33 protein-coding genes and 1 riboswitch are annotated in these 25,464 nt (G+C 67.4%); of the genes, 14 read left to right on the forward strand and 19 right to left on the reverse strand.

Annotated features, from left to right (window positions below; all coding sequences use genetic code 11):
- Nucleotides 1–3: 3 nt before the first annotated feature.
- The 10 genes from ACPRTJ_RS24680 to ACPRTJ_RS24725 form a co-directional block, all read right to left on the reverse strand.
- Complete coding sequence (locus ACPRTJ_RS24680; RefSeq protein ID WP_123753066.1) at nt 4–654, reverse strand: TenA family protein; 651 nt, start codon at nt 652–654, stop codon at nt 4–6.
- Between the two features lie 32 nt (nt 655–686).
- Nucleotides 687–802: riboswitch (TPP riboswitch) on the reverse strand.
- Nucleotides 803–928: 126 nt separating this feature from the next.
- Nucleotides 929–1,555 carry an urease accessory protein UreG gene (gene ureG / locus ACPRTJ_RS24685; RefSeq protein ID WP_043860582.1) on the reverse strand — a complete coding sequence of 209 codons (627 nt, stop codon included), beginning with the start codon at nt 1,553–1,555 and terminating at the stop codon, nt 929–931.
- 10 nt (nt 1,556–1,565) lie between these two features.
- Entirely contained in the window at nt 1,566–2,240 is a 675-nt protein-coding gene (locus ACPRTJ_RS24690) for an urease accessory protein UreF (RefSeq protein ID WP_054914445.1), read from the reverse strand.
- Entirely contained in the window at nt 2,240–2,785 is a 546-nt protein-coding gene (locus ACPRTJ_RS24695; RefSeq protein ID WP_058540237.1) for a HupE/UreJ family protein, read from the reverse strand. Before ACPRTJ_RS24695 ends, ACPRTJ_RS24690 begins: the two co-directional genes overlap by 1 nt.
- Before the next feature lie 20 nt (nt 2,786–2,805).
- Complete coding sequence (ureE, locus tag ACPRTJ_RS24700; RefSeq protein WP_043859638.1) at nt 2,806–3,291, reverse strand: urease accessory protein UreE; 486 nt, start codon at nt 3,289–3,291, stop codon at nt 2,806–2,808.
- Nucleotides 3,292–3,300: 9 nt separating this feature from the next.
- The gene (gene ureC, locus ACPRTJ_RS24705) at nt 3,301–5,004 is read right to left on the reverse strand and encodes an urease subunit alpha (protein WP_043859639.1); all 1,704 of its coding nucleotides are present in this window, start codon (nt 5,002–5,004) and stop codon (nt 3,301–3,303) included.
- A complete protein-coding gene (locus tag ACPRTJ_RS24710) occupies nt 5,001–5,318 on the reverse strand; it encodes an urease subunit beta (RefSeq protein WP_043859640.1) in 318 nt (105 codons plus the stop codon). Before ACPRTJ_RS24710 ends, ureC begins: the two co-directional genes overlap by 4 nt.
- Before the next feature lie 18 nt (nt 5,319–5,336).
- Complete coding sequence (locus tag ACPRTJ_RS24715; RefSeq protein ID WP_043859641.1) at nt 5,337–5,639, reverse strand: urease subunit gamma; 303 nt, start codon at nt 5,637–5,639, stop codon at nt 5,337–5,339.
- 11 nt (nt 5,640–5,650) lie between these two features.
- Nucleotides 5,651–6,487 (reverse strand): urease accessory protein UreD, encoded by an 837-nt coding sequence (locus ACPRTJ_RS24720; protein WP_426427463.1) that lies wholly within the window; start codon nt 6,485–6,487, stop codon nt 5,651–5,653.
- Between the two features lie 145 nt (nt 6,488–6,632).
- Nucleotides 6,633–7,034, reverse strand: a complete 402-nt coding sequence (locus tag ACPRTJ_RS24725) for a hypothetical protein (RefSeq protein WP_054914649.1) — start codon at nt 7,032–7,034, stop codon at nt 6,633–6,635.
- A 111-nt stretch (nt 7,035–7,145) separates the two neighbouring features.
- Here ACPRTJ_RS24725 and alkB point away from each other — a divergent pair, with 111 nt between their 5' ends.
- The 8 genes from alkB (at nt 7,146) to ACPRTJ_RS24765 (ending at nt 14,625) form a co-directional block, all read left to right on the forward strand.
- Nucleotides 7,146–7,811, forward strand: coding sequence for a DNA oxidative demethylase AlkB (gene alkB, locus ACPRTJ_RS24730; protein ID WP_426427465.1), 666 nt, complete (start codon nt 7,146–7,148; stop codon nt 7,809–7,811).
- A gap of 61 nt (nt 7,812–7,872) precedes the next feature.
- Nucleotides 7,873–10,374: a DNA ligase D gene (gene ligD / locus ACPRTJ_RS24735; RefSeq protein WP_426427467.1), complete on the forward strand. Its 2,502-nt coding sequence runs from the start codon at nt 7,873–7,875 to the stop codon at nt 10,372–10,374.
- Complete coding sequence (locus ACPRTJ_RS24740; RefSeq protein WP_043860027.1) at nt 10,371–10,643, forward strand: hypothetical protein; 273 nt, start codon at nt 10,371–10,373, stop codon at nt 10,641–10,643. The genes ligD and ACPRTJ_RS24740 overlap by 4 nt, the downstream gene beginning before the upstream one ends.
- On the forward strand, nt 10,640–11,683 hold the full coding sequence (locus ACPRTJ_RS24745) for a hypothetical protein (RefSeq protein ID WP_054914439.1): 1,044 nt from the start codon (nt 10,640–10,642) through the stop codon (nt 11,681–11,683). The genes ACPRTJ_RS24740 and ACPRTJ_RS24745 overlap by 4 nt, the downstream gene beginning before the upstream one ends.
- Complete coding sequence (locus ACPRTJ_RS24750) at nt 11,680–12,441, forward strand: PIG-L deacetylase family protein (RefSeq protein ID WP_043860029.1); 762 nt, start codon at nt 11,680–11,682, stop codon at nt 12,439–12,441. The genes ACPRTJ_RS24745 and ACPRTJ_RS24750 overlap by 4 nt, the downstream gene beginning before the upstream one ends.
- Nucleotides 12,442–12,452: 11 nt before the next feature.
- Nucleotides 12,453–13,052 carry a class I SAM-dependent methyltransferase gene (locus tag ACPRTJ_RS24755; protein WP_054914437.1) on the forward strand — a complete coding sequence of 200 codons (600 nt, stop codon included), beginning with the start codon at nt 12,453–12,455 and terminating at the stop codon, nt 13,050–13,052.
- Nucleotides 13,049–13,708 (forward strand): glycosyltransferase, encoded by a 660-nt coding sequence (locus tag ACPRTJ_RS24760; RefSeq protein ID WP_426427470.1) that lies wholly within the window; start codon nt 13,049–13,051, stop codon nt 13,706–13,708. The genes ACPRTJ_RS24755 and ACPRTJ_RS24760 overlap by 4 nt, the downstream gene beginning before the upstream one ends.
- Nucleotides 13,705–14,625 carry a DUF72 domain-containing protein gene (locus ACPRTJ_RS24765; protein ID WP_426427471.1) on the forward strand — a complete coding sequence of 307 codons (921 nt, stop codon included), beginning with the start codon at nt 13,705–13,707 and terminating at the stop codon, nt 14,623–14,625. Before ACPRTJ_RS24760 ends, ACPRTJ_RS24765 begins: the two co-directional genes overlap by 4 nt.
- Nucleotides 14,626–14,703: 78 nt before the next feature.
- On the opposite strand, the gene ACPRTJ_RS24770 is transcribed toward ACPRTJ_RS24765, so the two are convergent.
- Nucleotides 14,704–15,591: a LysR family transcriptional regulator gene (locus ACPRTJ_RS24770; protein WP_426427473.1), complete on the reverse strand. Its 888-nt coding sequence runs from the start codon at nt 15,589–15,591 to the stop codon at nt 14,704–14,706.
- A gap of 114 nt (nt 15,592–15,705) precedes the next feature.
- On the opposite strand from ACPRTJ_RS24770, the gene ACPRTJ_RS24775 reads away from it, so the two are divergent.
- Together ACPRTJ_RS24775 and ACPRTJ_RS24780 are read left to right on the forward strand one after the other, a co-directional pair.
- Nucleotides 15,706–16,899: an MFS transporter gene (locus ACPRTJ_RS24775; protein WP_426427475.1), complete on the forward strand. Its 1,194-nt coding sequence runs from the start codon at nt 15,706–15,708 to the stop codon at nt 16,897–16,899.
- 5 nt (nt 16,900–16,904) lie between these two features.
- The gene (locus ACPRTJ_RS24780; protein WP_123753074.1) at nt 16,905–17,276 is read left to right on the forward strand and encodes a DUF4440 domain-containing protein; all 372 of its coding nucleotides are present in this window, start codon (nt 16,905–16,907) and stop codon (nt 17,274–17,276) included.
- 78 nt (nt 17,277–17,354) lie between these two features.
- On the opposite strand, the gene ACPRTJ_RS24785 is transcribed toward ACPRTJ_RS24780, so the two are convergent.
- From ACPRTJ_RS24785 to ACPRTJ_RS24795, 3 genes are read right to left on the reverse strand one after another with little or no spacing between them, the layout of a single operon-like run.
- A complete protein-coding gene (locus ACPRTJ_RS24785) occupies nt 17,355–18,185 on the reverse strand; it encodes a Ku protein (RefSeq protein ID WP_426427478.1) in 831 nt (276 codons plus the stop codon).
- Between the two features lie 14 nt (nt 18,186–18,199).
- Nucleotides 18,200–19,108: an SDR family oxidoreductase gene (locus tag ACPRTJ_RS24790; RefSeq protein WP_043860037.1), complete on the reverse strand. Its 909-nt coding sequence runs from the start codon at nt 19,106–19,108 to the stop codon at nt 18,200–18,202.
- Between the two features lie 27 nt (nt 19,109–19,135).
- Nucleotides 19,136–19,306, reverse strand: a complete 171-nt coding sequence (locus ACPRTJ_RS24795) for a metallothionein (protein WP_043860038.1) — start codon at nt 19,304–19,306, stop codon at nt 19,136–19,138.
- 189 nt (nt 19,307–19,495) lie between these two features.
- Here ACPRTJ_RS24795 and ACPRTJ_RS24800 point away from each other — a divergent pair, with 189 nt between their 5' ends.
- Nucleotides 19,496–20,110, forward strand: coding sequence for a Yip1 family protein (locus ACPRTJ_RS24800; protein WP_043860039.1), 615 nt, complete (start codon nt 19,496–19,498; stop codon nt 20,108–20,110).
- A 15-nt stretch (nt 20,111–20,125) separates the two neighbouring features.
- Here ACPRTJ_RS24800 and ACPRTJ_RS24805 read toward each other — a convergent pair whose 3' ends face one another.
- The 3 genes from ACPRTJ_RS24805 to ACPRTJ_RS24815 all read right to left on the reverse strand — a co-directional run bounded on the left by ACPRTJ_RS24805 (nt 20,126) and on the right by ACPRTJ_RS24815 (nt 22,822).
- The gene (locus ACPRTJ_RS24805) at nt 20,126–20,389 is read right to left on the reverse strand and encodes a DUF1652 domain-containing protein (protein WP_043860040.1); all 264 of its coding nucleotides are present in this window, start codon (nt 20,387–20,389) and stop codon (nt 20,126–20,128) included.
- 127 nt (nt 20,390–20,516) lie between these two features.
- Entirely contained in the window at nt 20,517–21,470 is a 954-nt protein-coding gene (locus ACPRTJ_RS24810; protein ID WP_043860041.1) for a methyltransferase, read from the reverse strand.
- Between the two features lie 11 nt (nt 21,471–21,481).
- Nucleotides 21,482–22,822: an iron-containing redox enzyme family protein gene (locus ACPRTJ_RS24815; RefSeq protein WP_210014984.1), complete on the reverse strand. Its 1,341-nt coding sequence runs from the start codon at nt 22,820–22,822 to the stop codon at nt 21,482–21,484.
- Nucleotides 22,823–23,036: 214 nt separating this feature from the next.
- On the opposite strand from ACPRTJ_RS24815, the gene ACPRTJ_RS24820 reads away from it, so the two are divergent.
- From ACPRTJ_RS24820 to ACPRTJ_RS24830, 3 genes are all read left to right on the forward strand, one after another.
- Nucleotides 23,037–23,210, forward strand: coding sequence for a KGG domain-containing protein (locus tag ACPRTJ_RS24820; RefSeq protein WP_370409158.1), 174 nt, complete (start codon nt 23,037–23,039; stop codon nt 23,208–23,210).
- Nucleotides 23,211–23,259: 49 nt separating this feature from the next.
- Nucleotides 23,260–23,820, forward strand: a complete 561-nt coding sequence (locus tag ACPRTJ_RS24825) for an ATP-dependent Clp protease proteolytic subunit (RefSeq protein WP_043860043.1) — start codon at nt 23,260–23,262, stop codon at nt 23,818–23,820.
- 104 nt (nt 23,821–23,924) lie between these two features.
- Nucleotides 23,925–24,152, forward strand: coding sequence for a DUF6555 family protein (locus ACPRTJ_RS24830; protein WP_043860044.1), 228 nt, complete (start codon nt 23,925–23,927; stop codon nt 24,150–24,152).
- Between the two features lie 54 nt (nt 24,153–24,206).
- On the opposite strand, the gene ACPRTJ_RS24835 is transcribed toward ACPRTJ_RS24830, so the two are convergent.
- Together ACPRTJ_RS24835 and ACPRTJ_RS24840 are read right to left on the reverse strand one after the other, a co-directional pair.
- Nucleotides 24,207–24,902, reverse strand: coding sequence for a glutathione S-transferase N-terminal domain-containing protein (locus tag ACPRTJ_RS24835; protein WP_043860045.1), 696 nt, complete (start codon nt 24,900–24,902; stop codon nt 24,207–24,209).
- On the reverse strand, nt 24,895–25,431 hold the full coding sequence (locus ACPRTJ_RS24840; RefSeq protein WP_043860046.1) for a GNAT family N-acetyltransferase: 537 nt from the start codon (nt 25,429–25,431) through the stop codon (nt 24,895–24,897). The genes ACPRTJ_RS24835 and ACPRTJ_RS24840 overlap by 8 nt, the downstream gene beginning before the upstream one ends.
- Nucleotides 25,432–25,464: the final 33 nt, after the last annotated feature.

Consider the following 25,464-nt stretch of genomic DNA (forward strand, 5'->3'; position numbering starts at 1 on the left):
CGTTCACTCCCCCTGTGGGTACACGGCATCGAAAAACTCAAGCTCCAGCGCCACGGCACGCAAGAAGAAATCGGTGCTCAGCGCCTCTTCCTGGGGGCCCACACGGTCGAGTTCGGCGCCCAGGAACGCGACGAAGTCGGCGAAGGCCGGGTTGTCGTGCAAGGTGATCCACTCGGCGTGCACGAAGTTTTCCGGCAGCGGCCTGGGCGCCTTGAGCGCCCAGTCCAGGTACAGGCCCTCGGCCACGTTGAGCACCGCCAGCACTGCCGCATAGGATCGGGTGGCCGCCGCCTGGCGCATGATCGCCTTGAAGCCGGCCGTGGGCTGTGTGTCGGCCGGCGCGGTGCGTTGCGCCTCGCTCACGCCCAGTGCCTCAAAGGCGCGCAGGAAATAGGTGTTTTCATCGCTGGCGATCATGCCGGCGAAACGCGCCAGGCGCAGGCGCGCATCGAAGGTGTCGGCGGTGGCAATGGCCGCGCCGAGCAGGGTCAGGAAGCTGTCGATGAAGCGATGGTCCTGCACCAGGTAACGCACCATCACCGGGTCCGGCAGGCTGCCGTCGCACAGCTGGGTGACGAAACGGTGGCCGACGGCGGCCGACCAGGTGGGTTCGCTTTGTTTGCGCAGGTGTTCGGTGAAACGTGGGGCAGTCATGTAGCGGCCTCGCAGTGAGACCGGCAAAGAAGGCAGGCGCTAGATCCCATCCCTTCGCCGGCATGATCCGGATCAGGTTCGAAGGGTCACCGCGCTGCAGATGCCAGCGGTTTCTCAGCCCGTTGCCGGGGCTCCCCTTGGTGCGCACACTGTATACAGCGATGTGGGCAATGTGCAATGCGCAGGCACCGCATCGATGCCATCGCGGGTCAAGCCCGCTCCCACAGGAGCTGGCGCCGTCCTTGTGGGAGCGGGCTTGACCCGCGATAGGCATTCACACCGAAACCGGTTTCAACATCCCCCGCTCGACAATGAACCCGATCACCGCCTGCAAACCCTGCCCCGTCTTCAGGTTGCTGAACGTCCACGGCCGCTCGGGCCGCATGCGCCGGGTGTCCTTTTCCATGACCTCCAGCGACGCACCCACATAGGGCGCCAGGTCGATCTTGTTGATCACCAGAAAATCCGACTTGGTGATCCCCGGCCCGCCCTTGCGCGGGATCTTCTCGCCCTCGGCCACGTCGATCACGTAGATCGTCAGGTCGGCCAGCTCCGGGCTGAAGGTGGCACTCAGGTTGTCACCGCCACTCTCGACGAAGATCACTTCCAGGTTGCCGAACTTGCGCGCCAGATCCTCCACCGCCGCCAGGTTCATCGAGGCATCTTCACGGATCGCGGTATGCGGGCAGCCGCCGGTCTCCACGCCGACGATGCGCTCGGGTTCGAGCGCGCCGGCTTCGGTAAGGATGCGCTGGTCTTCCTTGGTGTAGATGTCGTTGGTGACCACGGCGATCTGGTAGTCATCGCGCATGGCCTTGCACAGCGCTTCGAGCAGCGCGGTCTTGCCGGAACCGACCGGGCCGCCGACACCGACGCGCAAGGGTTGCTGGTAGCTTTGCATGGCAGTTTCCTCAGGATCGGAACAATCGGGTGTATTGGGTTTCATGGCGGGCAGAGGCAATCGCCAGCAACGGCAGGCCGCCGCCCAGGTGTTCATCAGGTACGTCCAGCGCCCACTCCAGTACCGCAGGCAGCTCCTCGCACAACTCGCGCAGCAGGGTCTGGGCTGCCTGCTGACCGAACGGCACCAGCTTGACCCCGGCCATCACCGCCCCTTCCAGCCAGGCAAAGCCATGCCCCAGGGCCAGCTCACGCAGCGGGATCTGCCAGTGCACGGCCAGCCAGGCCATGCCGCCCAGCTGGCTCAGCTCGACGCTGCTGCGCCAGGCCGGCGCCTGACACAGCTGCCAGCCATCGAGCAGGCGCGCCAGGGCCTTGCCACGCTGGCGTTCCTCCAGGCGCAGCTCGGCGGTTTCGCGGTTGGCCAGCAAAAAGCTGCTCCAGTGGGCGAACGCATCGGCATCTTGCGCGCGGCACGCGCTGTACAGCCGTTGCAGCAGCGGCCAGTCGAGGTGGCCGAGGGTGTCGTGCAACTGCTCGCGCTGCCAGGCGCCAAAGCCGTCGGCCCCCGTCACCCAGCCCGCCTCCACCGCCCACTCCAGCCCCTGGGAATAGGTGAAGCCCCCCACCGGCAGGTTGGCGCTGACCAGTTGCAGCAGGCGCAGCAACTGCAGGTTGGCGCTCATCAGCCGGCCAGCACCAGGGCGGCACCGGCCAGCAGGCCGCCGCCACAGGCCTTCTGCAGCCCAGGGTGACGGCGCAACAGGCGCCCGGCGCCATAGCCTGCCAGCAGCAACAGGCCGCTGACCGCGACAAAGCCTGCGCTGAACACCCAGAACGCGCCCGGGCTGGCTTCGACGCCGTGGGCCCAGCCGTGAAACAGCGCGAACACCGGCATGACCAGCGCCAGCAGCACCTGGCGGCTGGGCAGCAGCAGCGCCGCGGCGGCCACCAGCAGCGAGCCGATGATCATGCTCTCCATGCCGATCACGCCCCCGAACAGATGGCCCATCAGCGCGCCGCCGAACATCGCCGCCAGCGTGGCCAGCGGCAGCGCCAGGGTGCGCCCGGTCAGGGCGGCCAGCACCCCGGTGCCCAGCAGCATCAGCAGGTGGTCAAGCCCGGTGAGCGGGTGCAGCAACCCGTCCTGCAGGGGGTTGCTGTCGTGGCCGGGGTGGGCGAACGCAGGGACGGCGATCAGCAGCAAGGCAAACGCGAGGGTCTTTTTCATCGTGCAACTCCATGTCGAAATCAGTGGGCGTGGCCAGGCACGCGAACAAAGGGGTGATCGTTGTGGCTGTGGCTGTGCGGCGCGCTCTGGTAGGCGCCGGCCTCGGGCTCGAACGGCGCCTGCTCCACCGTCACCTCAAGGCCGAAGCCACGCACCATGTCGTCCAGCACATGGTCGTGCTGGTACCGCACGAAATCGCGCTCGATCTGCAACGGCACATGCCGATTGCCCAGGTGATAGGCGGCGCGGGCCAGCGCCAGCGGGTCGGCGCAGCGCACCGTCGAAACCTGCTCCGGCGCCGCCAGCACGCGAATCACCTCACGCCCCTGGGCGTCGGCCAGCAGCTCGCCGCCGCGAATCAGCTGGCCGCGTTCGAGCATCAGCCCGGCCTCGCGCCCGTCATCCAGGGTGATGCGCACGCGGCTCTTGATGCGCGTATCCAGGCTCAGGGTGGCAGTGGCGCCGATGTGTGCGGCCTGGTTCAGGCGTTGCGTCAACAGGATCATGCTCGCTCCTCAAAACAGAAAATAACGCTGCGCCATCGGCAGCACGCTGGCCGGTTCGCACACCAGCAGCTCGCCGTCGGCGCGTACCTCATAGGTTTGTGAATCCACTTCGATGGTGGGCATCAGCCCGTTGTGCAGCATGTCGGCCTTGCGCACCGTGCGACAGCCCCGGGCCACGCCGATCAGGCTGCGCAGGCGCAGTTCATGGTGAACGCCACGCTCCACCGCGGCCTGGGACAGGAACGTCATGCGCGTGGCGTTGCGCGCCTGGCCCAGGGCGCCGAACATCGGCCGGTAGTGCACCGGCTGCGGCGTGGGGATCGAGCCGTTGATGTCGCCCATCGGCGCCATCACGATCATCCCGCCCTTGAGCACCAGTGCGGGCTTGACCCCGAAGAACGCCGGCGACCACAGCACCAGGTCGGCCAGCTTGCCGGCCTCCAGCGAACCGACTTCATGGGCGATGCCATGGGTCAGCGCCGGGTTGATGGTGTACTTGGCGATGTAGCGCTTGACCCGGAAGTTGTCGCTGCGCGCGGTGTCAGGCGCCAACGGGCCGCGGCGCAGTTTCATCTGGTGCGCCACCTGCCAGGTGCGCAGCACCACCTCGCCCACCCGGCCCATGGCCTGGGAGTCTGACGAGGTCATCGAGAACGCGCCGATGTCGTGCAGGATGTCTTCGGCGGCAATCGTCTCGCGGCGGATGCGCGACTCGGCGAAGGCCACGTCCTCGGGGATGCTGGTGTCCAGGTGGTGGCACACCATCAGCATGTCCAGGTGCTCGTCCACGGTGTTGACGGTGTACGGCAGGGTCGGGTTGGTGGAGGACGGCAGCACGTTGGCGTAGCCCGCCGCACGGATGATGTCCGGCGCATGCCCGCCGCCCGCGCCTTCGGTATGGAAGGTGTGGATGGTGCGGTCGCCGATGGCGGCCAGGGTGTCTTCGATGCAGCCGCTCTCGTTGAGGGTGTCGCTGTGCAGCGCCACCTGCACGTCCATCGCCTCGGCCACGCCCAGGCAACAATCGATGGCCGCCGGGGTCGAGCCCCAGTCTTCGTGCAGCTTGAGCCCCACCGCCCCGGCCTCGATCTGCTCGCGCAGGGCCTGGGGTTGCGAGGCATTGCCCTTGCCCAGCAGGCCGATGTTGATCGGCAGTTCGTCGGCGGCCTGGAGCATGCGCGCCAGGTACCAGGTGCCCGAGGTGCAGGTGGTGGCATTGGTGCCGGTGGCCGGCCCGGTGCCGCCGCCGATGAAGGTGGTGATGCCCGACACCAGCGCCTCGTCGACCTGCTGCGGGCAGATGAAGTGAATGTGCGAGTCGATGCCGCCGGCGGTGACGATCTTGCCCTCGGCGGCGATCACCTCGGTGCCCGGCCCCACCGCCAGGGTCACGCCGGGCTGCACGTCGGGGTTGCCGGCCTTGCCGATGCCGAAGATGCGCCCGTTCTTCACGCCGATATCGGCCTTGACGATGCCCCAGTGGTCGATGATCAGGGCGTTGGTCAGCACCAGGTCCATGGCCTCGGCGGCCAGCATCTGGCCCTGGCCCATGCCGTCGCGGATCACCTTGCCGCCGCCGAACTTGACCTCTTCACCGTAGACCGTGAAGTCCTGCTCGACCTCCACCCACAGCTCGGTGTCGGCCAGGCGCACGCGGTCGCCCACGGTGGGGCCGAACATGTCGGCATAGGCACGCCGGGAAATACGGCTCATGCCACGGCCCCCAGCTTGCCCATCACCCGGCCCTGGAAACCGTACACCTCGCGCTTGCCGGCATAGGCCACCAGGTTGACGGTGCGCGCCTGGCCCGGTTCGAAGCGCACGGCAGTGCCGGCGGCGATGTCCAGGCGAAAGCCGCGGGTGGCCTCGCGCTCGAACACCAGAAAGGCGTTGACCTCGTAGAAGTGATAGTGCGAGCCGACCTGGATCGGCCGGTCGCCATGGTTGGCCACGCTGACGCTGATCGTGGCGCGACCGGCGTTGAGTTCGATGTCGCCGTCGGCGACCTGGATTTCTCCGGGAATCATGGGCTGCTCCTGGGCAGGTCAGACGATAGGGTCGTGGACGGTGACCAGCTTGGTCCCGTCGGGAAAGGTCGCTTCCACCTGCACGTCGTGGATCATCTCGCTGACGCCTTCCATCACCTGGTCACGCCCCAGCACTTCGCGGCCCAGGCTCATCAGCTCGGCCACCGTGCGCCCGTCGCGGGCACCTTCCATCACGCTGGCACTGATCAGCGCCACCGCCTCGGGGTAGTTGAGCTTCAGCCCACGGGCCAGGCGGCGCTCGGCGAGCAACGCGGCGGTGAACAGCAGCAGTTTGTCTTTCTCTCTCGGGGTCAGCTCCATGGTGCGGTCTCTCAAGTGGCCCAGATGCGCGGCGGGCATGGCGGCAAGCCGACGACGGTCGGTCGCAGGGCGCGCCACAGCCGCTGCAGGGTGGATTGCAGGCGTTGGTTGTCGTGGTCGAGCAGGCGCACCACCAGCAGCTGGCCAAGCAGCGTGGCGCCGGCGGGCACCGGCAGCGGGTGGATCAGTTCGCGCACCTGTTCAAGCAGTTGCTCGTTGGCCGGGGCGGCGCAGAAGGTGGCCAGCAGCGGGTGGCCGCCCAGCTTGTGCAGGTGCCCACCCTGCAGGCGCAGGCGCTCGTGCAGGCCGGGGTCGTCGGGCATGTCCACCTGCAGCCGGCTGTCAACGGCGCCATGGTTGAAGGCCTCGCCCATTACCGGGCGGCCCAGGCACAGGGTTTCCCAGGCCAGCAGGCGCGCGCCGGGGGCCAGGCTGAAATGGCTGTGCAGCGATACCCGCGCGCCGGGGAAGCAGATGCTGTCCTGGGGCAGCCACTCCAGGGTGCTGCCCTCGGCCAGGTGAAAGCGCTGGCGCAGCACCGAGGTGGGCCCGGCGCTGCGGTAGAACTTGGTGGCGCCGGGCATGGTCAGCAGCGCATGGCTGCCCGGCTCCAGGTGCAGGTTCAGGGCCAGGCGATCACCCCCCACCACCCCGCCCGGGGGGTGCAGCACATACACATGGCAGGGGTCGCCTTCGGGGTAGAACGGGCGTTGCACCAGAAGTGGGCCGAAATGCTGGCGTGCACCAATTCGGGTCCGCCCCTGACCTGCGGCGAAGCGCAGGTTCAGTTCGGCGTTCCAGCCGGCCGGATCAACCGGCGCGGGAATAAATCGTTGAGCTAGCGTCATGCACGGCGGCCCTGGGCAATGGAGTGGCGACACGGCAAGGCCGGTGTCTGACCAATCGATCAGCTATCGATGCCTGGGGCAATGCAGGTTGCGAGCCAATGTTGTGCATTGGCGTGGTCACGGCGTAGGAAACGCCCTGCGATGGTTACTGCTGGCCAAACAGGTCATGGGCGTCGAGCAGCCGGTAGGCGATCTCGGGACGTTTTTCGAGGGCGCGGCGGATGGCCGCCGGTATGCTCTGGCGGGTCTTGCGGCACAACCCTGGCGGGCCTTCGACCTCGATACGGATACCGCGCATGGTGCGCACTTCATTGGGGCCGGGGGCGATGTGCACCTGGATGCCGAGCTGATCGAACAGGCGGCGCTGCAGGTGTTCGAGGTCGGGCAGGCTCTGCAGGTTTTCCAGGCGTTGGAGCAGGCGGTTTTCTTCCTGGCGGGTCAGGCGCAGAATGCGCAGGTCGGCGCCCGGCGTTTCGAGCAGGCGTTCGCGCTCGCAGATGCAGGCACCGGGTGGGCAGGGTTGGCGCAGCGGTATGATGGGCTCCATGAGGCCCAAGCATAGTCACCGACCCCTGCGCCGGCAACGCCGGCTCCTGCCCGGTTTGCGTCGCCTGCAGGCGCCGGCGTTGCCGGCGAAGGCGTCACTGGAGATCCTTGCATGAAACAACCCGAACTCGACCTGTTCGGCCCACCCGCCCTCGGCGCCCCCGAATGGATCGGCAAGCAGACGCTGCTGCTGCCAGGCTTTGCCCTGGACCTCGTCGAGCCCCTGCTGCCGGCCCTGCGCACGGTGCTGCGCGCCGCACCGTTTCGCAACCAGCTCACCCCCGGCGGGCGCACCATCGAAGTGGCGGTCACCAATTGCGGGCCGCTGGGCTGGGTCAGTGACCGCCTGGGCTACCGCTACAGCCCCTTCGACCCGCTCACCGGCAAGCCCTGGCCTGCCCTGCCCACGCTGCTCGCCGAGCTGGCCGCTGCCGCCGCAGAGGCCGCCGGCTTCGCCCATTTCATGCCCGACGCCTGCCTGATCAACCACTACCAGCCCGGCAACCGCCTGACCCTGCACCAGGACCGCAACGAACGCGACTTCAGCCAGCCCATCGTGTCGATCTCGCTGGGCCTGCCGGCGGTGTTCCTGTTCGGCGGGCACACCCGCAGCGAGCCCACCCGCAAGGTCGGCCTGCAGCACGGCGACGTGATGGTCTGGGGCGGCGAGGATCGCCTGCGCTTTCACGGGGTCAACCCGCTCAAGGACGGCGAGCACCCACTGCTGGGCGCCCGCCGTATCAACCTGACCCTGCGCAAGGCCGGTCAACCCGATTGAACTCCCGCCGGTCTGCGCCCCTCCCACTTCATAGGGTTTGTATGAACGATGGAGCACGGCAATGGCCAAGCCACTGCAGGAATACCAGCGCAAGCGCAACTTCGACGCCACCCCGGAGCCGGCCGGCAAGGCCCGCCGCAGTGCGCGCGCGCAGGCATTGCAGTTCTGCATCCAGAAGCACGACGCCAGCCACCTGCATTACGACTTTCGCCTTGAGCTGAACGGCACCCTCAAGAGCTGGGCCATCCCCAAGGGCCCGTCACTGGACCCCAAGGTCAAGCGCCTGGCCGTCCACGTCGAAGACCACCCGCTGGACTACGCCAGCTTCGAGGGCAGCATCCCCGCAGGCCATTACGGTGCGGGCGAAGTGATCGTGTGGGACCGCGGCGTGTGGCTGCCCGAGGGCGACCCGGCCCAGGGCTATGCCAGCGGCAAGCTGCGCTTTCGCCTGCAGGGCGAAAAGCTGAACGGCACCTGGCATCTGTTTCGCACCCGCCTTGGCGGCAAGAAGGAACAGTGGATGCTCGTCAAGTCCGACGACGAGGCTGCCCGCGCCGAGGCCGACTACGACGTGCTGCAGGCCCAGCCCGACAGCGTGCTCAGCGAGCGCAGCCTGATCCCCCGCACCAAGGGCAAAGACAAGGACAAAGACAAGCCCAAGGCCGCACCCCCGCCTCGCCGCCCAGCCAGGGCCGGCACACTGAGTGCGGCCAGGAAGGCCACCCTGCCCGCCGCCCTCACGCCGCAACTGGCCACCCTGGTGGAAACCCCGCCACAAGGCGACTGGCGCTACGAGGTCAAGTTCGACGGCTACCGCATCCTGGCGCGCATCGACGGCGACGACGTGCGCCTGTTCACCCGCAACGGCCACGACTGGACCGCGCGCATGCCGCTGCAGGCCAAGGCCCTGGCCAGCCTGGGGCTGAGCTCGGCCTGGCTGGATGGCGAAGTGGTGGTGGCCAACGCCGAGGGTATCGCCGACTTCCAGGCCCTGCAGAACGCCTTCGACAGCGACACCGATGCCAACATCGTCTACTACCTGTTCGACCTGCCCTACCTCAATGGCATGGACCTGCGCCAATGCCCGTTGCAGGAGCGGCGCGCCGCCCTGGCGGCCGTGCTTGAACCGGCCGACGAACAACGCCTGCGTTTGAGTGCCGACTTCGACGAAGCCCCCGAGTCCCTGCTGGCCAGCGCCTGCCAGATGCAGATGGAGGGCCTGATCGGCAAACGTGCCGACAGCCTCTATGTATCGCGGCGCAGTCACGACTGGATCAAGCTCAAGTGCAAGCAGCGCCAGGAATTCGTGATCGTCGGCTTCACCGAACCCAAGGGCAGCCGCGCCGCGTTCGGCGCCCTGCTGCTGGGGGTGCACGACGCCGACAGCGGCCAGCTGCGCTACGCCGGCAAGGTCGGCACCGGCTTCAATACCGCCACCCTGCAGAGCCTGCTTCAGCGCCTCACCCCGCTCGAGGTGAAAAAGCCCGCGGTCGCCAACCCACCCACCGGCGCCGAAGCCCGCGGCGTGCACTGGCTCAGGCCACAGCTGCTGGCCGAGGTGGCCTACGCCCAGATGACCCGCGAAGGGGTGGTACGCCATTCGGTGTTCCATGGCCTGCGCGAAGACAAGCCGGCCCGCGCCATCGGCCTGGAGAAACCCGTGAAAGCGCCTACCCGCAAAGCCTCCGACAACACCCTGCGCATCACCCACCCCGACCGGGTGATCGATGCCAGCAGCGGCACCGACAAACGCCAGGTGGCCGAGTACTACGCCCAGGTCGCCGAATGGATCCTGCCGCACCTCAAGCGTCGCCCCGTGGCGCTGGTGCGCGCACCGGAGGGCCTGAGCGGCGAGCTGTTCTTCCAGAAGAACGCCGCCCAGCTGAACATCCCGGGCCTGGAGAGTCACGACAAGGCCGAGGCCGGCCAGGCAGTGATGATCATCGACCGCGCCGACACCCTGCTGGGCGCGGTACAGATAAACACCCTGGAACTGCACACCTGGAACGCCACCGCCAGGGACTTCGACAAACCCGACCGTTTCGTGCTCGACCTCGACCCCGACCCGGCATTGCCCTGGAAGGCCATGGTCGAAGCGACCCAGCTGACCCTGGCGCTGCTCGACGAACTGGGCCTGCAGGCGTTTCTGAAAACCAGTGGCGGCAAGGGCATGCACGTGGTGGTGCCGCTGACCCGGCGTGCCGGCTGGGACGAAGTCAAGGCGTTCAGCCATGCCATCGTCACCCACATGGCCGGGTTGTTCCCCGACCGGCTGTCCGCCGTTTCGGGGCCGAAGAACCGCGTGGGGCGCATCTTCATCGACTACCTGCGCAACGCCCGTGGCGCCACTACCGTGTGCGCCTATTCGCTGCGCGCCCGCGAAGGGCTGCCGGTGTCGGTACCGATCCGCCGCGAAGAGCTCACCGAACTCAAGGGCGCCAACCAGTGGAACCTGCACAACCTGGGCGAGCGCCTGGCCAATGGCGACGACCCCTGGGCCGACTACGACAAGACCCGCCAGTCGCTCACCGTGGCGCTGCGCAAGCGCATGGGCGTGGCATGAAGGGCCTGGACTGGATCGACCTGCTGCAGTGGCCGGCCATGCTGCTCACCCTGGTGGCTGCCTGGTGGATCGGCTCGCGTCAGCCGCGTCGGCGGCGCATCGGCTTCTGCTGCTTCATGGCCAGCAACCTGCTGTGGGTGGTGTGGGGCTGGCATACCGAGGCCTGGGCATTGATCGTGCTGCAGTTCTGCCTGTGCGCCATGAACCTGCGCGGCCTGAAAAAGAATACCTCGACCCACGCTGCGTGCCCCAAGGAGTCCGCCTCATGAGCATTGTTCAAACCTTCGACCTGGGCCGCCTGGACACCCTGCTGCGCCAGTTCGCCGAGCGCCCGCAACCGCTGAACCTGGACAGCCAGCTGCTCGAACTGATGCAGGCCCTGCAGGCGGCCGGCCTGGAACGCCTGCCGTTGCCCGGTCAGGGCCAGACGCTGCAGCGCTGGCAGACCCTGGCGCGGGTGGCCGGCGCCGACCTGGCCCTGGCCAAGCTGTATGAAGGGCATACCGATGCCCTGGCGATACTCGCCGAATGCGCCGGGGCGCACCTGGCCGGCAACGGGATCTGGGGCGTGTGGGCGGCCGAGCCGCCCAGCGCACGGGTGCGCATCGTGGCTCGCGACAACCAGCGGGTGTACCTGCAGGGGCGCAAGGCCTGGTGCTCCGGCGCGCTGCAGATCGACCACGGCCTGCTCACCGCCTGGGACGAAGACGAACAGCCGCAACTGGTGGCGCTGGACCTTGCCGAGACGGGTCTGCACCGGGTGGCAGACGGCTGGCAGGCGGTGGGCATGGGCATTACCGCCAGCGTCGAGCTGGAACTGGAACACACCCCGGCGCACCTGGTGGGTGGCCCTGGCCAGTACCTCAGTCGCCCCGGCTTCTGGCACGGCGGCGCCGGCATCGCCGCCTGCTGGTACGGCGCCGCCGAGGCCCTGGCCGACTACCTGCGCGAACACTGCCGCCAGCCACGCCCCGACCCCCACGCCGACGCCCACCTGGGCGCGGTGGACGCTGCCCTGTGCGGCGCCGCTGCAGCCCTGCGCGAGTGCGCCGCACAGATCGACGCACAGCCCCAGGCCGATGCCCAGTTCGCCGTACGCCGGGTGCGTGCCCAGGTCGAATACGCCGCCACCCTGGTGCTGACCCACGTGGGCCGCGCCCTGGGTGCCACCCCGTTCTGCCGCAACAGCCACTTCGCCCGGCTCAGCGCCGACCTGCCGGTGTTCCTGCGCCAGAGCCACGCCGAGCGCGACCTGGCCGAACTGGGCCGGCAACTGGCCGGGCGTGAAGCCGGCGGGTGGCAGCTATGAGCGTCGACAACCCGATCAAGGCAGCCGGCAGCGGCACGCCATTGTCGCTGTGGCAGGCGTCCAGCGCCCTGGCCCAGGTCGCCACGGTGCAGGCCGATGAGCTGCTGCCCCCCGGTGCGCGCCTGGTGGTGGTGGCGCCCCACCCGGATGACGAGGTGCTCGGTTGCGGTGGCCTGCTGTCGACCTTCAGCGGCCGTGAGCAGGCGCTGCTGCTGGTGTCGGTGACCGATGGCGAAGGCAGCCACCCCGGCTCGCTCGCCTGGCCAGGCGAGCGCCTGCGCGTGCAGCGCCCCCTGGAAAGCCGCGCAGCCCTGGTCGCGCTGGGGCTGGACGTCGACCGGGTGGCCTGGCAGCGCCTGCACCTGGCCGACAGTGGCGTGGCCGCGCACGAAGCGCAGCTGGCCCATGCGCTGGTGCGCTGCCTGCGCCCCGGCGACCGGGTACTGAGCACCTGGCGCCTGGACGGCCACTGCGACCACGAGGCCGTGGGCCGTGCCAGCGCACAGGCGGCGCAGACCGTGGGCGCGCAACTGATCGAGGTGCCGATCTGGGCCTGGCACTGGGCCCGGCCGGACGACCCGCGCCTGCCGTGGCGCCGTGCGCGCAAGCTGGCGCTCAGCCCGCAGCAACTTGCGCGCAAGCGCGCCGCCATCGCCGCGCATGCCAGCCAGCTCCATGCCGATGGCGAGCAGCCACCGGTGTTGAGCCAGACCACCCTGCAACGCCTTCTGCAACCTTTCGAACTGCTGTTTCTATGACGGGTGTTTCCATGAGCGTATCGCCGCAGTATTTCGAACAGCTGTTCGAGCACGATGAAGACCCCTGGGCCTTTCGGACCCGCTGGTACGAGAAGCGCAAGCGCGACCTGACCCTGGCCTGCCTGCCGCGCCAGTACTACACGCGCATCTTCGAGCCTGCCTGCGCCAACGGCGAGCTCAGTGCAGCGCTGGCCGAGCGCACCGAGGCCCTGCTGTGCCAGGACCTCAATGCCACTGCCGTGGAGCTTGCGCGCCGGCGCCTGGCAGCCTGCCCCCAGGCCAGTGTGAGCCAGGGCCACCTGCCCGGCGACTGGCCGGGGGGCGAGTTCGACCTGATCGTGCTCAGCGAGATCGGCTACTACCTCGACCCCGCGCAGTGGCTGCAGGTGATCGAACAGGCCGTGGCCAGCCTGAGCCCTGGCGGTGCGCTGCTGGCCTGCCACTGGCTGCACCCCATCGACGGCTGCCCGCAGGATGGCCGCCAGGTACACGCCCTGCTCGATCAGCGCCTGCCGCTGTACCGCGCCGTGCGCCACGAAGAAGCCGACTTCCTGCTCGAATACTGGTGTTGCCAGCCGTGTGCCATTGACCTGCAGGAGCCTTGCCTATGATCGGCGTGATCGTCCCCGCGCATAACGAAGAACAGTACCTGCCGGCCTGCCTGCGCGCCCTCGGGCAGGCGGCGGCGCAGGCCGAGGCCCTTGGCGAGCGCGTAGAGATCGTGGTGGTGCTCGACCAGTGCAGCGATGCCAGCCAAGCCATTGCCCTGGCGCACGGCGCGCACACCCTGCAGGTCACTGCGCGCAACGTGGGCTACGCCCGGCGTGCCGGCGCCAGCTGGATGCTCGAGCGCGGCGCGCGCTGGCTGGCCTGCACCGACGCCGACAGCTGCGTGCCGGCCGACTGGTTGGTGTGCCAGCTGGACTGCGCCGCCGACGCCGTGTGCGGCACGGTGCACGTGGAGCAATGGCAGGCGCACCAGGATGCGGCGTTGCAGGCGCGTTACCTGGCCCACTACCAGGCCCGCGAGGACCACCGGCACATCCATGGCGCCAACCTGGGCATCTGCGCCAGAGCCTACCAGCGGGTCGGCGGCTTCCGGCCCGTGCCGCTGGACGAAGACGTGCAACTGATCAGCGACCTTGAACTGAGCGGCGCGCGCATCGTGTGGACGGCACGCAACAGCGTGTCCACCAGCAGCCGTGGCGACTGCCGGGCGCGGGGCGGCTTCGGCGACTTCCTCACCACCCTGGCGGCTACCCCGTGAGCCGTGGCGCGGCGCAGGTGCATATCGGCATCTCGGGCTGGCGCTATGTGCCGTGGCGGGGCGACTTCTACCCCGAGGGCCTGCGCCAGAAGGACGAGCTGCACTTCGCCTCGCGGGCGGTCAACAGCATCGAGATCAACGGCACCTTCTATGCGCTGCAACGTCCCGAGCGTTTCGCCGGCTGGGCGGCCGAAACGCCGCCAGGCTTCGTGTTCAGCGTCAAGGCGCCGCGCTTCATCACCCACGTGAAGCGCCTGCGCGAGATCGACGAACCGCTGGCCAACTTCTATGCCTCCGGGCCCCTGTCGCTGGGCAGCAAGCTGGGGCCGACCTTGTGGCAGTTCCCGCCGAACATGCGTTTTGACGAGGGGTTGTTCGATGCGTTTCTGGCGCGCCTGCCGCACACCGGCAAGCAGGCCAAGGCCCTGGCCGCGCAGTGTGCCGAGCGGATGCAGCGTGCGGGTTACCTGGAGGGCGCCGACCGGCAGGTGGTGCGCCATGCAGTGGAGGTGCGTCACGAGAGCTTTCTGGACCCGGCGTTCGTGGCGTTGCTGCGCAAGTACCGGGTAGCGCTGGTGGTGGCCGACACGGCGAAGAAGTGGCCGCATGTGGAGGACTTGACCAGCGACTTCGTGTACATGCGCCTGCATGGGGATGTGGCGCTGTACAGCAGCGGTTATTCAGAGGCGGCCCTGCGCGGCTGGCAAAAGCGTATGCAGGCGTGGAAACGCGGGGCGCAGCCTGGGGATGCGCGGTTGATCGATGCGGCAAGTGCGGCGCCGAAGGCGGCGCATCGCGATGTGTACTGCTACTTCGACAACGACATCAAGGTGCGCGCGCCCTATGACGCCAGACGGTTGCTGGAGCTGCTGAAGCTGGACAAGGGCCTGGAAGCGACACCGGGTGCTGCGCTGTAGGAGCCCGCCTGGCTGGCGAACCGGACACCGCGAAACACCGGCCAACGCAGCGCGCCCCTTCGCCGGCAACGCCGGCGCCTACATGCCGTTCACATACCCCTTGAGAAAATCGATCCAGGCCCGCACCTTGCGCGGCACGTGGTTGCTGGCCGGGTACAGTGCATACACGCTCTGCTCGACAAAGCGATACCCCGGCAATGCATCCAGCAGACGCCCGGTACGCAGGTCGTCCTCAATCAACCAGGCCGGCAGCAGCGCCACGCCCAGCCCCTGCAAGGCGAACGAACGCAGGATCGAGGCATTGTCTGCCACCATCACCGCCCGGCCCGAAGGCTCGTACACCGCCGCCTCCCCCCTCTGATCGAGCAACGCCCAACCGGCCTGGCGCTCGAAACGCCCATGCACCAGCCTGGGCAAGGCGTTCACCTGGGCAAGCGTCGCCCCCGGCACGCCCACGCCCGGCGCCATCACCAGGTGCACTGCATAGGTCTCCAGGCACACCCCGCGGTAGCCTGAGTCCTGCGCCTGACCCAACCGGATGGCCACGTCGAAGCGCTCCTGCACCAGGTCCGCGTGGCTGGTGTGGGTTTCCAGTCGCACGTTGAGCAACGGGTGCTCGCGCATGAACAGCTGCAAGGCCGGCGCCACCACGCGCAAACCGTACTCCACCGTGGAGGTGACCCGCAGGCTGCCCTGCAACCCGCCATGCTCGGCACGCGCCTGCTCGATGGCCAACCGCGCCTGCTCCAGCACCAGCAGGCACTGACGGTAGAAGCCCTCGCCGGCATCGGTCAACGCCACCCGGCGCGTGGTGCGGATCAGCAGGGTCACGCCCAGCTGCGCCTCCAGCTGCTTGATACCGAAGCTGACCGCGGCGCGGGTCTGGCACAGGCGTGTGGCCGCCGCCGTGAACGACCCCGCCTCCACCACGGTGCAAAACAGCTCGAAACGGTCCAGGCTGACCATGCAAAGGCCCCTTGATTGTCAAAATAATTCGACCAATCTGGCAGTATTGCGGGGCTTATTCAATCATCAGCAACGCCCTACACTGCGCCCATCGTTCTCCAGCGGCGCCCCGTCATGCCTTTTCGCAGCAAAGTCAGCCTGATCTTCCTGATGGGTTTTGCCCTCGACCTGCTCAACCTGTTCGTGCTCAACAGCGCCTACCCCGCCCTGCAGCGCCAGCTCGGCGCCTCGGTCACGCAGCTGGGCTGGGTCGGCAACGCCTACATGCTCGGCCTGACCCTGATCATCCCGCTGGGTAACGGGCTGGCGCAGCGCATCGGCGAGCGCGCCACCCTGCTGCTGTCGCTGGCCCTGTTCGGCCTGGGCTGTGCCCTGGCAGGCTCGGCCCGGAGCATCGAGGCACTGATCGGCTGGCGCCTGCTGCAGGGCCTGGGTGGCGGCCTGCTGATCCCGGTGGGCCAGGCGCTGGCCTACCGCGCCTGCCCCGCCAGCGAGCGCGCCGGCCTCACCTCGCGGGTGATGATGGTGGCCCTGCTGGTGCCGGCGCTGTCGCCGGCACTGGGCGGGCTGATGGCCGACCAGGGCGACTGGCGCTGGGTGTTCTTCGCCCTGCTTGCGCCCACCCTGGCGTGCGCCGCGCTGGTGCTGGCCTGGCTGCCCGGCGGTCGGCCCCAGCCCAGCGCACGGTCGGCCCTGGACCTGCGCCTGTTGCGCCAGCCACTGCTGCACACCGCCATGCTCATCTACCTGTGCGTACCGGGCGTGTTCATGGGGATCAACCTGGTGGCGGCGCTGTACCTGCAAGGCACGCTTGGCCTGAGCGCCACTGCCACCGGCGGGCTGATGCTGCCGTGGGCCGCCGGTGCGCTGGCGGCGATCGCCCTGAGCCGGTGGCGCTTCAACGCACTGGGCCCACGCCCGCTGCTGCTGGCCGGCATGGGCATTCAAAGCCTGGCGGTGCTGGCGTTGGCCAGCCCCTGGCTGGTCGCCCACCCCGGTTGGCTGGTGCTGCTGTATGCGTTGCTGGGCCTGGGCAGCAGCCTGTGCAGCAGCACCGCGCAGACGGCGGCGTTCGTGGCGATCCCCGAGGCGGCCATGGGCGCGGCCAGTGCGTTGTGGAGCCTGAACCGGCAGTTGAGTTTCTTTTTCGGGGTGGCGTTGCTCGGCGCAGTGCTCGACTGGCGATTGCCGGGGCCTACAGCCTACGCGCAAGTGCTGGCGCTGGGCGCCGCGCTGACCTTGCTGCCCTTGCCCTGGGTGCTGCGCCTGCCGGGCGCCCGGGCCCTGTTTGTTCAACCTGTGGAGTAAGTGCAATGCCAGAGCGTAATGCGGGGTTTGAAGAGGTGCTGGAGGCGCATGTGCAGATCCGCCAGTGGCTGGCCGGCGAGGCACGGCCGCCGTTGCTGGAGCGCTTTGCCGAGGGGTTCTCGATGTTCACGCTCAAGGGCACGGTGCTCGACAAGGCGCAGCTGGAGGTTTTTTTTGCCCAGGCCTATGGCTCACGGCCTGGCCTGCGCATCGAGATCGATGAGATGCACGACGTGGCGCCGGGGGTGGTGACCTATCGCGAGCATCAGCAGGATGACAGCGGCCAGACCACGCTGCGCTGGTCGACGGTGGTGTTCGATGGGCAGGGCAAGTGGCTGCATTTGCAGGAGACCGCGGTAACGCCGCAGCCTGTGTAGGAGCCAGCCTTGCTGGCGAAGCGAACACCGCAAAAGCCCGACAGACCGCGGTGTGGCCTTCGCCGGCAACGCCGGCTCCTACCGCGAAGGCGCTGCCTTTCTGGCCGGCGCCTTCTTGCCCCCACCCAGGCTGCGCTTGAGCAGCTCGGTGAGGTCGATGATGTCCGCACCCTTGCCCGCTGCCTGGTCTTCGGGCGCCTCCACGGTGGCGATCTTGCCCTGACTGGCCTTCTCTTCCACCAGCGCCATGATGGTGTCTTTGAAGTCGTTGTGGTACTCCTGCGGCGTCCAGTGCCCGGCCATGTCCTCCACCAGACGCTTGGCCATCTGCAGCTCCTTCTTGTCCACCGTGGCCGCGCTCACGCTCTTGTCCAGCTCCAGCCCTTCGAGCCCGCGGACCTCATCGGGCCAGCGCAGGGTGATCATCACCAGGGCGTCCTCCAGCGGGCGCAGCAGCGCCAGGTGCTGCTGGGTATGCAGCACCACCTTGGCCAGCGCCACCTTGCCAGTGCTCTCCAGGGTCTGGCGCAGCAGCGCATAGACCTTGCCACCGCGCTTGTCCGGCGCCAGGTAGTACGGCGTGTCGAAGTGCTGCAGCGGGATCTCGTCACTGCCCACGAACGAGAAGATATCGATGGTCTGGGTGGCCTCGGGCCGCGCCTTGCGGATCTCGTCCTCGCTGATCACCACATAGCGGCCCTTCTCGAACGCCACGCCCTTGACGATATGCTCCTTGTCGATCTCCTTGCCGGTGACCTTGTTCACCCGCTTGTAGCCCACCGGGTCCATGCTGCGCTTGTCGAGCCAGTCGAAATCGACACGGTCGCTGCTGACCGCCGTGGTCAGCGACACCGGGATATGCACCAGCCCGAAACTGATCGCGCCCTTCCAGATCACCCTGCTGGCCATGCTCGTCTCCTCGCCTAAGGCAATGGGTTGCCACCGGTCACGCCAAACACTTCACCGGTGATGTAACTGGATTCCTGCGACGCCAGCAGCACGTACAACGGCGCACACTCGGCCGGCTGGCCGGGGCGCTTCATCGGCGTGTGCCCGCCGAAGTCGGGGATCTTCTCCGGCGGCTGCCCGCCGCTGGGCTGCAGCACCGTCCAGATCGGCCCCGGTGCCACCGCGTTGACACGGATGCCGCGCTCGATCACCTGCTTGGCCAGGGCCTTGGTAAAGGCCACGATCGCCGCCTTGGTGGTGGCGTAGTCGAGCAGGGTCGCCGACGGCTGGTACGACTGGATCGATGCGGTGTTGATGATGGTGGCCCCGGCCGGCATCAGCGGCACGGCCGCCTGGCACAGCCAGAACAGCGCATACACGTTGGTCTTCATGGTGGCGTCGAACTGTTCGCTGCTGACCTGGCCCACCTGCTTGCGCGCCACCTGCTTGCCTGCCACGTTGACCAGGATGTCCAGCCCGCCCAACTGGTCGTGGGCCTGGCTGACCAGTTCGCGGCAAAAGGCCTCGTCCTTGAGGTCGCCCGGCAAGGCGATGGCACGCCGGCCCTCGGCCTCGATCAACTGGATGACTTCCTTGGCATCGCTGTGCTCGATGGGCAGGTAGTTGAGCACGATGTCCGCACCCTCGCGGGCAAAGGCGATGGCCACCGCACGGCCGATCCCGGAGTCGGCGCCCGTGATCAGCGCCTTGCGCCCCTGGAGCCGGCCAAAGCCCTGGTAGCTGTGCTCACCGTGGTCCGGCTTGGGTTGCATGCCGCTGTCCAGCCCCGGCGCCGATTGGCCCTGGGCCGGAAACGGCGGTTGCGGGTACTGGGTCAGCGGGTTGCGCATGCTGTACTGGTTGCTGGGTTTTGGCGTCGACATCGGGATCCTCCGGTACGGTTCAGTGCCTCAGTGCGTGGGGGCCTGCCTGGCGCAGCCGCAGCCACTGGCAGAACAGGGTTTGCCGGCCGGGTGATGATCGGCGCAGGCCTGACAGCAATAAGACTTGCCTTCGCGTTGCACGGGGTTGTCGCCGACCTTGCAGTTGCAGTCCGGGCAGGCACAGGTCTGTTGGTCCATGGTCTTGACTCCTGAAGGTGATGGTCGTCATCGGTGGCGCCGTTTGGCGCCCCTGCAAGAAGTGACCGGCCCGCGCGCGCAATGGTTCAAGGCAGTTGGTCCGCTTGCGGCAAAGCCGATGAAACCCTGGCCGCTTTGTGACCTCCACAGAACACGAGGGGCCCTTTCGCCCCGGTACCGGAGACCGCCATGACAAGCCACCTGGTCAAGCTGTTCACCCAACCCAACTCGGCGTGGGCCGATATTCGCCACGACGAGGAAGCCCACCCGCGTCACTACCTGTCACACCTGCTGTTGCTGGCACTGATCCCCACCGTATGCCTGTTCATCGGGATCACCTCGGTGGGCTGGAGCCTGGCCGAAAACGAGAACGTGCGCCTGAGTGCCAGCAGCGCGTTGCAGCTGTGCATCCTGCTGTTTCTGGCGATCATGGCGGGCACGGTGCTGATGGGGGCATTCATCCGCTGGATGTCGCGTACCTTCGATGCACGCCCCACCCTCAACCAGTGCATCGGCTTTGCTGCCTACACCGCCACACCGTATTTCATAGCCGGGCTGGCCGGGCTGTACCCGAGCCGTTGGCTGGCGGTCACGATACTGGGCGCGGCCACGGTGTACGCGACCTTTCTGCTGTTCACCGGTCTGCCGACCTTCATGCGCATCCGCAAGGAAGACGGCCTGCTGTACTCGGCCAGCGTGTGGGGAGTGGGGTTGCTGGTGCAGGTGACCATCCTGGTGTCGATGATCCTGTTCTGGTTCAACACCCTGCAACCGGAATACCTGCGCCCGGCCGGCCTGGGCTAGCCGGGCGCATGGGGGTCAGGCGCGGTACAGCCTGCGCGGCTGCAGGCCCATGGTGCGGCGCTCTTCGCGGATCTGACCCACCAGGTCCGCGATGGCCCGCACGTCGGGCAAGGCGCTCAGCTGGATACCCGTGACCGTAAGCTCGGCATACTCGGCATCGGCCGGCAGGTGGATGGTCAGCGCCAATCCGTCGCTGCACGCCACTTCACAGCGCCATGGCAGAAAGGCGCCTTCTATCAGGCGACGCAGTTCCAGATCACACACTCCGTTCATTGGCATGATGCAACCCTCGATGTCTCAGGTGTAACCACTAGTAAGGGCCCCCCGGGCCCGACATTCAAATCGAAAACTCCAATACAGCCCCCGGCATCTGATTGACCGGGGCAATGAAACCGCACCGGCATGTTCAGCCGTTGCGCGTCACCGTCAGCCCCACCGCTGCAATGCGCTCGACCTGCTCGTAGCCAGGTTCGAGCAGTTGCTCGCCAAACACGTCAGGGTCCAGCTCCTGGTAGTGCCACGACCATTGCGGGGCGGTGAGCTGGGCACGGATGGCGGCCAGGAACGGGTCGTGCCCGTCGACCATCGCCACCCCGGTGTACAGCAGCAGCGTGCCGCCCTGGCTCAGGCGCCCGATTGCCTCGTTGACGATGCGCAGCGACAGGTCGGCGCCCAGGCTGCCGCCACCGTGCCGATAGGCGCGGCGGCCGGCATCGAGCATGTACGGCGGGTTGGCGACGATCAGGTCGAAGTTGCCGGTAATGCCCTGCAGTACATCGCTGTGCGCCACCGACACATTGGCCAGCCCGGCCAGGGCCACGTTGATCGCGCTCAGGCGCAGGGCGTCGGGGTTGATGTCCAGCGCGGTGACCTGGGCGTGCCGGCGTGCACGGCCGATCAGTATCGCCCCTACCCCGGCCCCGCAGCCGATATCCACCGCGTGGTTGATTTCGCTGAAGCGGCCCTGCAAGTGGCTGGCGATGAAGTGTGCGAAACGGTAGCTGTCGGGCCCGAAGAACACCGCATCGGCCTGCGTGGTGGGAAAGCCCGAATGCACGAACAGCAGGTCCTCCAGGCTCGACCAGCGCACCCGGCTGCGCCAGCAGTCGCCGTCTTCGTCGAGAATCTGTGCCACGCGCATCTGCGCCAGTTCGTCGGCCGACAGCAGCGAAGCGGTGAACGGACGGTTCCAGCCAAAAATGTCGCGCAGGGTGCGCGCCCGCGCCGCGCTCTGGCGCTCGTTGTTGCGCTGCTGGGTCAGCGGGGTGACGCAGGTGAAGCGGTAGCCGTCGGCCTGCAGGCGCCGGCCCAGTTGCAGCAGGGCCTTGTCCGCTTCAGGCTGGCAGGTGTTCAGCAGCATGGTGCACTCCTTCAGTTTAGGCCCGTGAGCTGGCGGTACATCCGCGTGGCCTGCAGGCCGCGCGGCAGTGCATGGCGGTTGCCGGCCATGGCGTCGATCAGGCGTTCGATACGGCACTGTGCGGGCAGCGCCTGCAGCTCGATGTCGAGCGCGGTGTCGTCCGAAGGCATCGAGGGTTGCAGGGCGCTGCCCTGGGTACGCTCGGGGTTGCTGGCCGGCTGCCAGTCGCCGGCAATCCAGTCATGCAGCAGCTGCTTTTCATACACGCTGAACACCCCGAACATCGCCGCGCCCGGCCCCTCGATCACCTGCCAGAAGCGGCTGAGCTGTGGGTCCTGCCCGCGCTTGATCCAGCCCTTCTGTTCCAGTACGCCAAGAAAGCCCGGCATGCTGCCCGGCTCGGCCAGCCATTGATTGACGGTGCGCCCCTGGAAGCGGCAGTAGTCCGAATGCATGTGCTGGCCGAAGGCGCGTTTGCGTTCGAGCAGCGCCACCACCTCGGCCTCCAGGTCAAAGCCTGCGATGATCGCCGCCGAGCCCTGGCCCAGGTCGTTGAGCCGGTAGCCGGCGGCCACGCGCTGGTAGAAACGCCCGTCGTCCTGCTCCGGGCGCAACTGCTGCAGGGCCTGCACGGCCTTGCGTGCATGGCCGCTGCTGGCGTTGTCGATGGTGACGTGCAGGCGAAAGTACTGGGCATCCAGGCCCAGTTCGTCGAGCTCATAGGCGCTGATCAGCAGGTGCAACGGCAGCTGCTCATAGCCCAGGTTGTAGCCGATCACCTCGGGCAGGAACATGTCGCTGTTGGCCCCCAGCGCCAGCTGCAGGCAGCCTTGCAGGTAACGCTCGTCGGGCAGCGGCACCGGCTCGTGGCAACCGGCCTCGGCCAGCAGGCGGCGATAGATCAGCACATGGTTGCAGGCCGGGTCGCCATCGCCCAGCTCTTCGAGGTAGATACGGATCAGCCCGTGATAGCGCGGGTCGGCCCAGTGTCGCAGCAGCCCGTGCAGCCAGGCGCCGTCCACCGCCTTGGTGGGGGCCACATGGTGCAGAAAGTACAGCGCGTGAGCGCGAGTGCTGAAATAGCGCCGGGGCGCGCCAGCCTTGCGCCCGGCCAGGTACTCGGCGTACTCGCCGGCAACTGCGGCGGTGCGCCGGTCGGTCCACGCGTCCAGTTCGCCCGGGGTTGCCGGCAGGTCGTCCTGCAGACCCTGGGTGCGCAGCAGTTGCTCGGCCAGCCAGGCGGCACTGCCCACCAGGTCACCGCGCAGCAGCGCCTGGTAGCGGTTGAGCAGGTCGCCGGCCTGAACCTGCGCCAGGTCGGCAGTCGGGCGGGTTGCGTTCATCACGGTCATGGCCGTTGTCCTCTTGGCTGCCCCTTGCAGTCGATATGCAAGGGAATGGGCGCTGCGCTGCAAAGTTCCACAGCCCCGCCAAGCGGATGAAAAAGTCGTGCGGGCTTACCGTTCGTCTCATGCACGCAAAGATTTTAAAACTTTGCCCCGTGGCCTATCTCCACACCTATGTGAGGTCCACAAGGCTTCGCATCCCAATGACATGAGGATCAGCATCATGGACAAGAAAGAAAACTCGGGAAACTTTGCCAACGACAAGAACAAGGCGTCGGAAGCCGGCAAAAAAGGTGGGCAGGCCTCCGGAGGCGGCGCTGGCAGCCAGGGCAACAAGAAGCCTGACGCCACCAAGTCTGACACCCGCAAACCAAGTGGTGGTGGTCGTAGCTGACGCTCGAGCGACCGGCGCACCGAGGGTGCGTCGGTCTTGAGGACTCTTGATGAAGCAGTACGTCATCCACTTTCACTGCCCGATCGATCAGGGCACCACCGAGCGCTTTCGCGACCGTTGCCTGCAGGCGATCGACGAAGGGGCCAGCGCCCTGCTGCTCAACCTGTCGACCATCGGCGGCAGCACCCACCTGGGGTTCTCGATCTACAGCTTTCTCAAGTCGCTGCCGGTGCCGGTCAGCGCGGTGAATGCGGGCAACATCGAATCCATGGGCATCGTGATGTACCTGGCCGCCAGCGAACGCCTGGCCGTGCCCCACTCGCGGTTTCTGATCCACCCCATGACCTGGCACTTCAGCCAGAGCGCGGTGGACCACTCGCGCCTGCGTGAATACCTGTCGAGCCTGAACAACGACCTGGAGCGCTATGCGCGGATCTTCGAACTGGAGACCGCCCATGCCGAGCGCAAACTGGACATCATCCACTGCCTGTCGGCCGAGGAACGGGTGATCCCTGCCTACGATTCGCTGGCCTGCGGCATGGCCCACCGGCTGGAACAGGTAGTGTTCGACACCGATGCCCGCCACCTCACCGTCAGCGCCGAACACTGATGTCGAACAATCAGACTGAATTATTTGGTGGCTGGAAGGTACTTAGTTAGGCGGTATGAGTGAACACGCATCGGTCACCACGTTGAAAGGATTTTCAGGGAACCATGAACAACGCAAAACTCTTCGTCATCGACTATCAATTGCACGGCAAACAGAAGTCCTTCGTGATTCGTGCCGAGGCGATGGACAACGCCGAAGCCTGGCACTGGGCCAGCTGTGACGCCGGGGTGGGGCATATTCCGCGCTATGGGCGCGAGAAGGTAAAGAAGGTCAGCAAGCCACTGGCCGAACGGTACGGAATCACCGAGGTGACGTGGCGCCAGAGCCACTGAGACGGCGCTGCGGTCAGCGCGGGCCAGGCCCGCGCTGACCGCAGCACAACCCGGTCAACCCGGAATCAGCAAGCCGCGCTGCACCGCCGGCCGCGCCAGAAACGCCTCCAGCACGCGTCGAACCTCGACGAACTCTTCGATCCGCACCAGATCCCCCGCTTCGTAGAAACCGATCAGGTTGCGCACCCACGGCAGCGTGGCGATATCCGCGATGCCGTACTCGCCCATGATCCAGTCGCGCCCGTGCAGGCGCCGGTCCAGCACGCCCAGCAGGCGCCGCGCCTCGTCCACGTAGCGCTGCAGCGGGCGCTTGTCTTCATAGGCCTTGCCGGCGAACTTGTTGAAGAAGCCCACCTGGCCGAACATCGGGCCGATGCCGCCCATCTGGAACATCAGCCACTGGATCGTCTCGTAGCGCGCAGCCGGGTCTTCAGGCAGCAGCTGGCCGGTCTTCTCGGCCAGGTACAGCAGGATCGCCCCCGACTCGAACAGCCCCAGCGGCTTGCCCCCCGGCCCGTGCGGGTCGAGGATCGCGGGGATCTTGTTGTTGGCACTGAGCGAGATGAACTCGGCGCTCAGTTGATCCTCGGTGGCAAAGTCCACCTTGTGCGCCTCGTAGGCCAGGCCCGTCTCTTCGAGCATGATCGACACCTTCACCCCGTTGGGCGTGGGCAGCGAATACAGTTGCAGGCGCTCGGGGTGGCGGGCAGGCCATTTGCGGGTGATGGGGTAGGCAGAAAGATCAGTCATCGGCAGCCTCTGGTTCGGCAGTGGCGCAGGCGCGCACCATCACCCAGTCACGGTGACGTTCCGGCCCGCAGACAAAAATGGCCTCGCCCACCTGGCGGAAGCCATTGCGTTGGTAAAAGCGGATCGCCCGGCTGTTGTGTTCGTTGACCGTCAGGCGGATCGCCCCGCCCACCTGGGCCAGGGTGTCCTCGAGCAGGCGCTGGGCCGCGCCCTGGCCATGGTGCTCGGGCAGTACGTAGCAGCGGCTCAGTTCCGGCAGGCCATCGGCCGCCTCGATACCCAGCGCCTGCGCCGCCTTGTCGATCAGGGTGTAGCCCACCACCACGCCGTCATGCTCCAGCACGCGCAATTGCTTGGCGCGGCTGATCAGGTGCAGGCAGAAGTGTTCGGGCTGAAGATGGCCTCGGATATAGGCGGCAAGCGCCTTGGCCGACGAATCGGCGGGGCTTGCCAGGGCGAAGGTCTGGCTGGCGATGTCGCTGAGGGCTTCAGCATCGGCCGGCCGGGCAGTACGGGTACTGAAAAGCATGCTGCAACATCCTGTCCAACGGGCGAACCTGCA

Origin of the sequence: Pseudomonas palmensis, from assembly GCF_049942755.1 — a bacterium.
In the GTDB taxonomy this organism is placed as follows: Bacteria; Pseudomonadota; Gammaproteobacteria; order Pseudomonadales; family Pseudomonadaceae; genus Aquipseudomonas; species Aquipseudomonas palmensis.